General features: G+C 43.8%; 10 protein-coding genes. 8 read left to right on the top strand and 2 right to left on the bottom strand.

The window, feature by feature from the left end:
• Positions 1–73: 73 nt before the first annotated feature.
• A complete protein-coding gene (locus tag IDJ75_RS03875) occupies positions 74–3,274 on the top strand; it encodes an efflux RND transporter permease subunit (RefSeq protein ID WP_191174283.1) in 3,201 nt (1,066 codons plus the stop codon).
• Positions 3,275–3,453: 179 nt separating this feature from the next.
• On the top strand, positions 3,454–4,869 hold the full coding sequence (locus tag IDJ75_RS03870) for a TolC family protein (protein ID WP_191174282.1): 1,416 nt from the start codon (positions 3,454–3,456) through the stop codon (positions 4,867–4,869).
• A 58-nt stretch (positions 4,870–4,927) separates the two neighbouring features.
• Here IDJ75_RS03870 and IDJ75_RS03865 read toward each other — a convergent pair whose 3' ends face one another.
• Entirely contained in the window at positions 4,928–5,374 is a 447-nt protein-coding gene (locus IDJ75_RS03865; protein WP_191174281.1) for a hypothetical protein, read from the bottom strand.
• A 65-nt stretch (positions 5,375–5,439) separates the two neighbouring features.
• A complete protein-coding gene (locus IDJ75_RS03860; RefSeq protein ID WP_191174280.1) occupies positions 5,440–7,332 on the bottom strand; it encodes a chloride channel protein in 1,893 nt (630 codons plus the stop codon).
• 150 nt (positions 7,333–7,482) lie between these two features.
• On the opposite strand from IDJ75_RS03860, the gene IDJ75_RS03855 reads away from it, so the two are divergent.
• The 6 genes from IDJ75_RS03855 to IDJ75_RS03830 all read left to right on the top strand — a co-directional run bounded on the left by IDJ75_RS03855 (position 7,483) and on the right by IDJ75_RS03830 (position 11,960).
• Complete coding sequence (locus IDJ75_RS03855; protein ID WP_191174279.1) at positions 7,483–7,716, top strand: hypothetical protein; 234 nt, start codon at positions 7,483–7,485, stop codon at positions 7,714–7,716.
• Positions 7,717–7,741: 25 nt separating this feature from the next.
• Positions 7,742–8,197, top strand: a complete 456-nt coding sequence (locus tag IDJ75_RS03850; RefSeq protein WP_191174278.1) for a DoxX family protein — start codon at positions 7,742–7,744, stop codon at positions 8,195–8,197.
• Positions 8,198–8,258: 61 nt separating this feature from the next.
• Positions 8,259–8,963, top strand: coding sequence for a Crp/Fnr family transcriptional regulator (locus tag IDJ75_RS03845; RefSeq protein ID WP_191174277.1), 705 nt, complete (start codon positions 8,259–8,261; stop codon positions 8,961–8,963).
• Positions 8,964–9,026: 63 nt separating this feature from the next.
• Positions 9,027–9,335, top strand: a complete 309-nt coding sequence (locus IDJ75_RS03840; RefSeq protein WP_191174276.1) for a phosphoribosylpyrophosphate synthetase — start codon at positions 9,027–9,029, stop codon at positions 9,333–9,335.
• A gap of 274 nt (positions 9,336–9,609) precedes the next feature.
• Positions 9,610–10,935 (top strand): cytochrome ubiquinol oxidase subunit I, encoded by a 1,326-nt coding sequence (locus IDJ75_RS03835; RefSeq protein ID WP_191174275.1) that lies wholly within the window; start codon positions 9,610–9,612, stop codon positions 10,933–10,935.
• The gene (locus IDJ75_RS03830) at positions 10,932–11,960 is read left to right on the top strand and encodes a cytochrome d ubiquinol oxidase subunit II (protein ID WP_191174274.1); all 1,029 of its coding nucleotides are present in this window, start codon (positions 10,932–10,934) and stop codon (positions 11,958–11,960) included. Before IDJ75_RS03835 ends, IDJ75_RS03830 begins: the two co-directional genes overlap by 4 nt.
• Positions 11,961–12,006 lie beyond the last annotated feature (46 nt).

Below are 12,006 nucleotides of genomic sequence, written 5' to 3'. Positions count from 1 at the left end.
AGCATAACGAGGGCGACAAGTTCGGTCTTGTCTCTTGATTCTTTACTCTTGACTCTCCTAAAAAACTACTACAATGTTTAAAAAATTCATAGAAAGGCCGGTATTATCAACCGTTATCTCCATCTTACTGGTGATAGTGGGTATACTTGGCCTAACAAAACTGCCCTTAGAGCGTTTTCCAAATATTGCCCCTCCGGCAGTATTGGTATCTGCTGTATATCCGGGCGCTAATGCCGAAACTATCTTACGTTCGGTAACTCCTTCTTTAGAAGAAGCAATTAACGGTGTAGAGAACATGACCTATATGACCTCTACCGCCAGTAATGATGGTACATTAGGTATTACTGTTTACTTTAAACAAGGCACAGATCCTGACCAGGCTGCTGTGAACGTGCAAAACCGCGTTTCGCAAGCTACAAGCCAGTTACCTGCCGAAGTTGTGCAATACGGTATTACTACTACCAAACAGCAAAACAGCTTTATTGGTGCCATGGCAATTTATACAGATGATCCTAAAAAGTATGATCAGACATTTGTGGCCAACTATGCACAGATCAACATTGTGCCCGAGATAAAACGTATCCCGGGTGTTGGTTCGGCAAGTATATTTGGCGGTGTAAAAGATTACTCTATGCGTGTTTGGTTAAACCCATCACAAATGGCGGCTTACAAAGTTACACCCGCCGAAGTAATGGCTGCCATACAGGATAAAAACATTGAGGCAGCTCCTGGCCGTTTCGGCGAGCGTAGCGACCAATCGTTTGAATATGTAATTAAATATAAAGGTAAGCTTACCAAGCCCGAAGAATATCAGAATATTGCTATCCGTGCTAATGCCGATGGCTCTGTACTGCATTTAAAAGATGTAGCACGCGTTGAACTTGGCGCTTATTCTTACAACAGCTACAGCAACCTTAACGGCAAGGATGGTGTAATCATCGGTATTATACAACTATCGGGCTCAAATGCTAACGAAATACAGATAGCTATTGATAAACTGATGCTTAAAGCATCAAAAGATTTCCCTGTTGGCATCAAATACAACCAGTTCTATCGTACCAAAACAGACCTGGATGAATCAATAACACAGGTTGAACATACCTTGATAGAGGCATTTGTGCTGGTATTTATAGTAGTGTTTATATTCCTTCAGGATTTCAGGTCAACCCTTATACCGGCCATTGCAGTGCCTGTGGCTATTATCGGTACGTTCTTTTTCATGAGTTTGCTTGGATTCTCTATCAACTTATTAACCCTGTTTGCACTGGTGCTCGCCATTGGTATTGTGGTGGATGATGCGATAGTTGTGGTGGAGGCAGTGCATGCCAAAATGGAGCATGATCCAAGCCTCACCCCTAAAAAGGCTACAACCGAAGCCATGCACGAGATAACCGGTGCTATTATATCAATTACCCTGGTTATGGCTGCCGTATTCTTACCGGTAAGCTTCATGACAGGTTCTACAGGTATATTTTACAAGCAGTTTGCATTGACCATGGCAATAGCCATTATCATATCTGCTGTTAACGCCTTAACGTTAAGCCCGGCACTGGCTGCCCTGTTCTTAAAGAACAAACATACAGGTGATGGACATGATGCACCTAAAAAAGGCTTTGTAGAAAAGTTTTATGCAGGCTTTAACGGCAGCTTTAACTTTATCAGTAACAGGTATGTTGGCGGATTAAAAATGCTTATCAAAAATAAATGGGTGAGTATGGCCGGCCTTGCAATAGTAGTAGTTGTTACCGTATTTATGGTGACCAAAACAAAAACGGGCTTTATCCCTACCGAAGATCAGGGCTTTGTGGCCATAGCGGTTTCAACCCCATCCGGAACTTCATTAAGCGGAACTAACAAGATCTTTAAACAAGCCGAAGAGCAGTTGAAAACTTTACCATCAGCAAGGTTCGTTACGGCTTTATCCGGGTTTAACTTCTTAACGCAGTCAAGCAGCCCGTCTGCGGGTGTTATCTTCCTGTTGTTAAAACCTACCGAGGAACGCGGCAAGGTTAAAAACATCGATGAGATCCAAAACATCGTAAGGGGAAAACTGGGCAGCGTACCGGGTGGTACATTCTTCGTATTCAGTTTCCCAACTGTTCCGGGCTTTAGCAACGTAGAAGCGCTGGATGTGATGCTGCAGGACAGGACTAACGGCAAGCTGGATAAGTTTAGCGGCATTGCCAACAACTTTATTGCCAAGCTGATGCAGAAACCGGCAGTTGCTTATGCCTTTACATCATACAAAGCCGATTACCCTCAATTACAATTAGAAATTGACGACGAGAAAGCTAACCAGCTTGGTGTAAATGTTAAGGACATCTTATCAACCATGCAGGCTTATTTTGGTACCGCACAGGCTTCGGATTTTAACCGCTTTGGTAAATACTACCGTGTGGTTGTACAGGCTGATGTTGCCGACCGTACCGATCCAAAAACTATTGACCGCGTATTTGTGAAAAATAAAGCTGGCGAAACCGTACCTATCAACACCCTGGTTAAACTAACCCGTGTGTATGGTTCAGAAACCGCCTCACGTTATAACCTGTTCAACTCTATCGAGGTGAATGCCATTCCTAAACCGGGTTACAGCTCGGGTGATGCCATCAAAGCTATACAGGAAACGGCAAAAGAAGAGTTACCACAAGGTTTTGCTTATGAGTTCTCTGGCCAAACCCGGGAGGAGATCTCATCAGGTGGTCAGTCTACCGTTGTGTTCCTGTTATGTCTGGTGTTTGTATACTTCCTGTTATCGGCACAGTATGAGAGTTATATCCTGCCATTGGCGGTTATCCTTTCTATCCCTACAGGTATATTCGGTGTATTTGCCGTACTGGGCATAACCGGTATCGAAAACAACATCTACGTACAGGTAGCGCTCATCATGCTCATCGGTTTGCTGGCTAAGAACGCCATCCTTATTGTAGAGTTTGCAGTTCAGAAACGAAAGGCAGGTTTAACCCTGGTTGATGCAGCTATTGAGGCAGCAAGACTAAGGATTCGCCCAATTGTGATGACATCACTGGCCTTCGTATTTGGTCTGTTCCCGATGAGTATTGCTACAGGCCCTTCTGCACAGGGTAACCATTCTATTAGTATTGGTGCCGCCGGTGGTATGGTATCTGGAGTAATATTGGGCTTATTGATCATCCCTGTATTGTTTGTGATCTTCCAGCATCTGCAGGAAAAAGTTACAGGCGTACCGCTTTCAAGGCACCTTGATAAAAATTACAACCCGGATGCTAAAGCTGTTGAAACAATAGAAGCACACTAAGAATATTTAACTCACCCGGTCGGTGCTTCGCTCGACCACCCTCTCTCCGCTTTGCGGAAAGAGGGTTCAAAAAACTGGCTCTTCACCCTCTTTGCGAAGCAGAGAGGGTCGGCCAGCGAAGCGTAGCCGGGGTGAGTAGATCACCACTTAGTTAACAACATATAATAAGATACAACAAAATGAAAAAGTATATAAACACATTCGCTTTTATGCTGCTACTGGCTTTAAGCGCATGTAAAGTTTCAAAAGATATTGAAACGCCTAAACCCGCGCTGCCTGTAGCCTTCAGGGATGCAGCGCAAACCGCCGATACTACCAGTATTGCCGATATACAATGGAAAAACTTTTTTACCGAACCTACCCTGCAAAAACTGATTGACAGCGCCATAGCCAACAATTACGATATGCAGATAGCTGTTAAAAACATCGAAGCATCGGAGCTGCTGTTTAAACAGGTTAAGTGGAACTATACGCCTACCGTGAACCTTAATGTTACTGCCAGCACAAATCGCCCGTCAGACAATAGCCTTAATGGCTTAAGTTTGGGTGCATTTGGTGTAGGCACCAAACACATCGAAGATTATTCGGCCAACCTTGGTTTATCGTGGGAAGCTGATATATGGGGTAAGATCCGTAATCAAAGCAAAACCGCTTTGGCCCAGTACCTGCAAACTACCGAGGCTAAAAAAGCAATTCAAACAAACATTGTGGCCGGCGTATCGCAAGGTTATTATAACCTGCTGATGCTTGACGCGCAATTGACCATAGCCCAAAAGAACGTAAAATTAAACGATAGCACCCTGCGTATTATCCGTTTGCAATACGATGCCGGGCAGGTAACTTCATTGGCCGTACAGCAAGCCGAGGCACAACGCCTGGCTGCAGCGCAGCTGGTACCACAGTTTGAGCAGAACATCACCATACAGGAAAACGCCCTGCGTATCCTTACAGGATCATTGCCCGACAGGATAGAACGCAGCAACACTTTGGACAACATACAGGTGGCCGATAACCTGCCCGCCGGTTTACCATCGGCAATTGTAAGCCGCCGCCCCGATGTAAAAAATGCCGAACTGGCCCTGAACATCGCTAACGCGCAGGTAGGTATCGCTAAGGCAAATATGTACCCATCGTTAACCATTACCGCATCAGGCGGTGTAAACTCGTTCAAATCGAGCAACTGGTTCAATATCCCGGCATCATTATTTGGTACCGTGGCGGGTGGTATTACACAGCCGTTGTTTAACAAAAAAAGGTTAAAAACACAATACGAGGTAGCTAAGGTAGATCGGGAGAAAACCGTGCTACAGTTTCGCCAATCGGTACTAAATGCAGTGGGTGAGGTATCTGATGCTTTGGTTACTATCGAAAAACTGAAAGAACAACAGTTAGTTGCGGCTAACAGGGTTACTACTTTACAACAGGCTACCGGCAATGCCAACCTGTTGTTTAGAAACGGCCTGGCTACTTACCTGGAGGTAATTACCGCCCAGGGTAACGTACTGCAAAGCGAACTGGAACTGGCTTCCATAAAACGTGCGCAACTCAGCGCCGTATCTAACCTGTACCGCTCATTAGGCGGTGGTTGGAGATAAGAAAAAGGATGAGTGATGAGTGATAGCCGCTCCTTCGATTTATCGGAGGGCGGCTTTTTTATGATGTTAAACCATCAGTAGCTATTATCGCTATAGCCAGAAAAACTATCGTAACCGCTAATCCGATCAAGCTAATTAACACCACCCTACCCCAACCAAAAAAGCCCTCGCCAGTTGCGGCATGTGCAGTTATTTGAGCACCCTGAAAGTGTTGGGTTAGATAATAAGCTATCCAACAGTACGCTATAGGGATAACATAATTAGGGATGTGGGCAGTTTCGGGTATTAAAAAAATACCACCAAATATTACTATCGTAGCAGCAATGGCGTAGATCCATGCAGCCTTGGCTTTTCCATATTCGCCAAAAACTTTGTAATTCTCGGCTATAAAATATCCGGCAATAAGCGGGCCGCCTAAAAATGTGCCCAACCTAACGTGATTGGCATTGTATATTGGTGCAATTAAAGTTACCCGCTGAATTTGTTGCTCTTCCTGTAATTCCATTTATGCTGGTTGATTTAAGTGTTATAAATCTATAAAAAATACAACCATTTAGAGCATTATAACTATTAAGCTTTATCGCCCCCATTATTCAAATCGGCAAGCCTTTTACCACGGATAACCATTTTCATACGGCGGCGCTTCAGCGAGATCTTCACATGCAGGTTCTCATTTTTATTTATATTGGTTTGATAAGCCTTTATAATATCCTTATAGGTAAGCACCCCTACCACCTTTCCATTTGCCGATGCTGATAGTATAGGTAGTACCTCAGCATTGGTTTTCGACATACTTTGAACTGCATGATAGAGCGTATCTGTGCTCTTAATAACTGGCCCGGTTTCGTTAGCAACAATATCGCTAACGTTACCACTTTCATCAGTATTGGTGTTATACAGATCGGTAGCTTTTACCGTACCGCCGTAATTGTTAGCGTTATCAACCAATATAAAGTAGTTGTCGGTCACCTTATTTTTGCTTAACCAAGTCTTTACCTCGTTAATTGTATTGCCGGCATTCAGCACAATAGCATCGTCATTTATCACATCAGATACGTACATTTTTTGCAGTATGTCCGGCTCAAATGAATCGGGCGTTGAAATTCCACGTCGGGCAATCTTCTCGGTCATAATGGTATTCTCCATTAAAAAGAAGGAAACAATATAAGCCCCTGTACATGCGCCTAACAAAGGCAGCAAGGCGTGCGATTGCAGGGTAGCCTCCAATGCGAAAACGATGCTGGTAATAAAAGCCCTTGACGCGCCCGCAAACATGGCCGACATACCTATTAATGCCGCCATGGGCAGGGTAATACCTGCACCTGGAAAATACCTGATAATAATTGAACCGATAATTGCCCCGCTTGCACCGCCAATAGTTAGCAAAGGCGCCAGCGTACCGCCCGATGTACCGCTGCCCAAAGCAATAGCCCACGATAAAAATTTGAACAGACACAGCGTGATAATCAATTGCAGCGGCCACGAGCCTGATAAAATGCCCGTAATATTATCATACCCAACACCCAGCGAATGCGGCGCAAAGTAGCCTATAACACCAACCGCCAGCCCGCCAATGGCCGGCCACCACATCCAATGGATAGGCAGCTTTTCAAAAGCATCTTCAATGGCGTAAACTATCTTAGTGATACCTACCGATAACAATCCTAATATGATCCCCATAAAACTATAAATACCCAACGCCAGGTTTGACGGGATGGCCAGATCAGGCATGGGAAACACCGGCCCTGACTCAAATAATAGATGATGCCCCGCCGCGCCTGTGATACAGGCCAGTGCAACAGGTAGTATCGATTTTGGTGAAAACTCGAACAGCAAAAGTTCTATCGCTAAAAATATGGCCGCTATAGGTGTACCAAATATGGCCGACATGCCCGCGGTTGCCCCGGCTGCTAAGATGACCTTCCGCTCATTAGCTGTTACTTTAAACAACTGCCCCAATGTTGAACCTAAAGCACCACCGGTGGCAATAATAGGCCCCTCGGCGCCAAACGGGCCGCCTGTGCCTATGGCTATTGCCGATGATATAGGTTTTAAAAAAGTGATAGATGGTTTAATATTACTCTCGTTAACCAGTATTTGCTCCATAGCCTCGGGGATGCCATGGCCGCGGATAGCTTTTGAACCGTACAATGCCATAAACCCTACAATTACACCACCTATGGCCGGTATGGCTATAACCCATAAACCCAGGTTATTGGCAGCCGGGCTGTGGAATGTTAAACTTAAACTCCCATAAAAAGCAATATTGGTTACCAGGTTAATAAGTGACACCAATACTTTGGCTATTAAACTAATAAATACAGCAACAGCTACAGCATAGATACAAATTCGCAGTAGCCGGGCTTTAAAAAATGTTGTTTTATTTACAGGATCGGTGGCATTATCTAACTGGGTTAATAATGGAGAAATGGGGATGCCATTTTTAAGATCGTTTTTTTTCATAACAGATGTACACTTGTGTAAACCCTGGTTGCCCGTGCAAGACAAAATAACAGTAAACACTAAAAATAATTTAATTTTATATTGCATAAACAATATATTTGCAAATATATAAGTTATATTTATAATATAAAACATTGCTAATACAACATTATGAAAACTTCAGGAAAAGTACTTATCGCCATCGGCATCATTATTATCATCATCGGTTATTTTACTACTCGTAACTTAAATACCGTAAGTGCGGTGGATTCGCATTCATGGACCATCAACATTAATGGTATCAACTCAATTCAATGGGTTATGTACACCGGTTTTATTATTTTTATGGTTGGCGTGTGTTTTATTATTGGTACCTTAGAACAAAGGCATCAGCGCGTAAATTAACCGGTAACACTTATTTTGTTGCAAGATGGGTTTAATAAAAAGAGTTGAAAACTGGGGCGACAGGCACCACCCTGCCGCGCTGGACGTAATGCGTATATTATTAGGCATATTCCTTTTTTTAAAGGGCTACTCCTTTATGCATAATATGGCTTACCTAAGGTGGACCATTGAAGACCAGCGCCTGATAGACCTATCGCCTTTTATGCTACAGGTTGTAATGCACTACGTGATTTTTATACACCTTGCCGGGGGCATACTTATCACTTTAGGCCTGCTTACCCGTTTATCATCTATACTGCAATTGCCCGTTGTAATTTCGGCAATATTCTTCATCAACATATTCAAATCCGAACCTAATAACGATCTGTGGCTGTCTATTTTTGCCTGCGTGTTACTTGTTGTTTTCGCGTTTGTTGGTTCCGGACCACTATCGCTTAACAATATATTATCATCGCCCGAACAAAAGAAGGCTAAAGACTGATGCGGACTGCCTTAAACCGCGTGTACTTTGCTAATATTGCAGCTGCAACATTTCATACCAAATGAAGGAAACTAAAGACGCCTGTAATTTAAACAATTGCTTTTTGTGTACTAATAGTGTTAAAGACTGGTTACCGGCCATCAGTACACATAAAAAAAACTTTGCCGTAAAAAAAGGCGAAAGCATTTTTAAAGAAGGCGACCCCGTTAAAGGTATTTACTTTGTTTATACAGGCAAAGTTAAGGTACACAAACGTTGGAACAATGATAAAGAGCTAATTATACGTTTTGCAAAACCCGGCGATATATTGGGGCACATGGGCCTGGGTAATAACCCTGTTTACCCTGTAGCCACTACCGCCTTAGAACCAACCACCCTTTGTTATATTGATCTTGCCTTTTTTGAATCAACCCTGAACGTGAACCATAAGTTTACTTACGCATTAATGAAATTTTTTGCCGATGAGTTGCAAAAATCAGAACAGCGGATGCGTAACCTGGTACACATGCCGGTTAAGGAACGCATTGCCCTTGCCATGCTTAACCTAAAAAAAATGTTTGGTGTAGATGCCGCCGGCGCCATAAATATGGAACTTACCCGGCAGGACCTCTCCAGCTACGCGGCCGTATCATACGAAACCTGGTTTAAGGTGACACAGGATTTTATACAGGAAAAAATGATAGCGGTAACCGGTAAAAGCATCACCCTACAAAACGAAGCTGTATTACAAAAGTTAGTAGACGATGCAAACGGAGGGTTTGAATAGGTAACTTTTCATTAAAAAAAATCCCTATATATTCACGATATTAGCATCAAACATGCTACCACTATGAAAACAGACTACGGCACCCTATCGCAAACCATTAACGGCTTAAAAGCAGAGGGCTACACCCGCGATTTTAATATACAACAAGATAGCCTGGTTTGCCAGGAAACAAAAGCTGAACTATCTCCTGATGAATTTGAAATAGATGGCGTTTTCCGTTTCGAAGGAGAATCAAACCCGGATGACGAAGCTGTGCTTTACGCCATATCATCAACCAAAGACGGCTCAAAGGGAACGCTGGTAAATGGCTATGGCATCTCCGCAGATGATGTATCGGCAGAGTTGGTAAAAAAGCTGAGTACACATTCGTAACCTTTATTTTATCACCATGTCATTTCGAACGATAGTGAGAAATCCTGTTATTACATGCTTATCGCCGACATGTTATATCTAACAAGATTTCTCCTCGTGCCCCGTTCGAAATGAACAATTGATTAATAGCTTATTCTATCTCCGTATTTCATACTCATTAATTCCCAAAAAATCAATAATACCCGCAAATAATATTCAATTATTATTCGTTCTAAATTGCTAAAAATGTGCAATTTATATACTTAAACATTTGTATAGTACTTAAACTTACACTATGGATAATTTTATGGCCGCCAGGTCGCAAATGGCATTGTCCCTGGGCTTTCACATCATATTTTCGTGCATTGGTATGGTTATGCCGTTCTTTATGGCCGTGTCGCACTTTTTATGGCTGCGCACAGGTAACCCCGTCTATCAAAATGTAACCAAAGCCTGGAGCAAAGGCGTGGCAATCTTCTTTGCCACAGGCGCAGTATCGGGTACCGTATTATCCTTTGAGCTTGGGCTGCTTTGGCCAACTTTTATGAAACATGCCGGGCCTATCTTCGGGATGCCGTTTTCACTGGAGGGGACGGCTTTCTTTATCGAGGCCATAGCACTTGGCTTTTTCCTGTACGGGTGGACCAGGTTTAACCGCTGGTTCCATTGGTTTACCGGGGTTGTGGTAGGCATAAGCGGGTTAACATCGGGCATACTGGTAGTAGCTGCCAACGCATGGATGAACAGCCCCACCGGGTTTGAACTTATTGATGGCAAATACACCAACATAGACCCAATAAAAGCCATGTTTAACCCCGCCTGGTTTTCGCAGGCCTTACATATGTCTGTAGCAGCATTCGCGGCAACGGGCTTTGCGGTAGCTGGCGTACATGCCTTAATGGTAATGCGCAAACAGAATGTAAACTTCCATTTAAGGGCATTTAAAATAGCAGCCATATTTGGTGTAATAGCGGCCATTTTACAGCCTTTAAGCGGCGACATATCGGCCAAAATGGTAGCCAAAAGGCAACCGGCCAAACTTGCCGCTATGGAAGCCCACTTTGATACCAAACCTTACTCGCCGCTCATCATCGGTGGCATCCCTGATGTAAAAAATAAAAAGGTAAACTACGCTATTGAGCTGCCCGGCATGCTCAGTTTTATGGTTTATGACGACTTTAAAACGCCCGTAAAAGGCTTAGATCAGATCCCGGAGCGCGACCAACCGCCCGTTGCCGTTACGCATTATGCATTCCAACTGATGGTTGCCCTGGGTATGCTGATGATGGGCTTGGGGATACTATATCTGATAGCCCTATGGAGAAAGAAAAACTGGTTTGATAAGCGCTGGTTCCTGAAACTGTTTATATGGGCAACCCCTGTTGGCTTTATAGCCGTAGAAGCCGGGTGGACGGTAACCGAAGTTGGCCGCCAGCCCTGGATAATACAAGGCGTTATGCGCACTGCCGATGCCGTTACACCAATGCCGGGCATAGGTTACTCCTTTTACCTGTTTACAGCCGTTTATTTTACCCTCAGTTTGGCAGTTATATTTTTGCTGTACAGGCAGATAAAAATGGTACCTATAATTTATGACAACCCTAAACCTGTAAGCAAATGATATACGTAGTCATCATATTTTTATGGGTTGCCCTTTTGTTGTACCTGGTAATGGGCGGTGCTGATTTTGGCGCAGGTATCATTGAAATGTTCACCTCCAACAAAAACAAAAGCCGCACCAGGAAGATCATGTACAACGCCATAGGCCCTATCTGGGAGGCTAACCACATGTGGCTTATTATTGCTATAGTAATACTCTTTGTAGGTTTCCCGGTGATATATGCTACCATGTCAATCTACCTGCACATCCCGCTTACGGTGATGCTGATGGGTATTATTGCCCGGGGCACTGCCCTAACCTTTCGTAATTACGATGCGGTGCATGATAACATGCAGAAGATCTATAACAAGATATTTGTATACTCCAGCTTTATTACGCCGTTGTTTCTGGGCATCATTGCGGGCAGCGCGGTATCCGGCCGGGTAGACCCACAGGCAACCAACTTTATGGATGCCTATATGTACAGCTGGCTCAACTGGTTCTCGGTTGCTATTGGTTTCTTTACCGTAGCCCTGTGCGGGTTCCTGGCTGCCATTTACCTTATAGGCGAAGCTAATGACGATAGTGAACGCAAAAGCTTTATCCGCAAGGCAAGATTAATGAACATTGCGGCGGTTATTGCGGGGTCGGTAGTTTTTATTGCTTCTGTAAAAGAAAATATCCCGCTGGTTGAGTGGGTATTTGGGAATATAATCGGCATTGCTGCAGTTAGCGCGGCCACCATTTCTCTTATTTTACTCTGGTATCTCATCAGTAAAGGCAAACGTTATATCATCCGTGTACTGGCTGGTTTCCAAATGACGATGATTCTGCTTACCACTACCTACAAACACTATCCCAACATCATCATCCTAAAAAACGGCGGTCACCTCTCACTTATTGAAGACCAGGGCGCCGAAAAAGCCATCCAATCATTAGGCATAGCATTACTTGTAGGTAGTATATTTATACTCCCCGCGCTATTTTACCTGGTGTGGAGCTTTCAGCAAAAACCTGATGGTGAATCGGAAGTCGAAAGTCATTAGTCTGAAGTCGCGAACAAATGATTTCAGACTAATGGCTCCGGACTTA

It is taken from the genome of Mucilaginibacter rigui, from assembly GCF_014773275.1.
Lineage (GTDB): Bacteria > Bacteroidota > Bacteroidia > Sphingobacteriales > Sphingobacteriaceae > Mucilaginibacter > Mucilaginibacter rigui_A.
The sequence above is the reverse complement of the archived record's forward strand: the minus strand, read 5'-3'. Positions and strand labels throughout refer to the sequence as shown.

Excerpts from the sequence above, each read along its gene's own strand:
- IDJ75_RS03875 (WP_191174283.1), top strand. The coding sequence starts at position 74 with ATGTTTAAAAAATTCATAGAAAGGCCGGTATTATCAACCGTTATCTCC.
- IDJ75_RS03870 (WP_191174282.1), top strand. The coding sequence starts at position 3,454 with ATGAAAAAGTATATAAACACATTCGCTTTTATGCTGCTACTGGCTTTA.
- IDJ75_RS03865 (WP_191174281.1), bottom strand. The coding sequence starts at position 5,374 with ATGGAATTACAGGAAGAGCAACAAATTCAGCGGGTAACTTTAATTGCA.
- IDJ75_RS03860 (WP_191174280.1), bottom strand. The coding sequence starts at position 7,332 with ATGAAAAAAAACGATCTTAAAAATGGCATCCCCATTTCTCCATTATTA.
- IDJ75_RS03855 (WP_191174279.1), top strand. The coding sequence starts at position 7,483 with ATGAAAACTTCAGGAAAAGTACTTATCGCCATCGGCATCATTATTATC.
- IDJ75_RS03850 (WP_191174278.1), top strand. The coding sequence starts at position 7,742 with ATGGGTTTAATAAAAAGAGTTGAAAACTGGGGCGACAGGCACCACCCT.
- IDJ75_RS03845 (WP_191174277.1), top strand. The coding sequence starts at position 8,259 with ATGAAGGAAACTAAAGACGCCTGTAATTTAAACAATTGCTTTTTGTGT.
- IDJ75_RS03840 (WP_191174276.1), top strand. The coding sequence starts at position 9,027 with ATGAAAACAGACTACGGCACCCTATCGCAAACCATTAACGGCTTAAAA.
- IDJ75_RS03835 (WP_191174275.1), top strand. The coding sequence starts at position 9,610 with ATGGATAATTTTATGGCCGCCAGGTCGCAAATGGCATTGTCCCTGGGC.
- IDJ75_RS03830 (WP_191174274.1), top strand. The coding sequence starts at position 10,932 with ATGATATACGTAGTCATCATATTTTTATGGGTTGCCCTTTTGTTGTAC.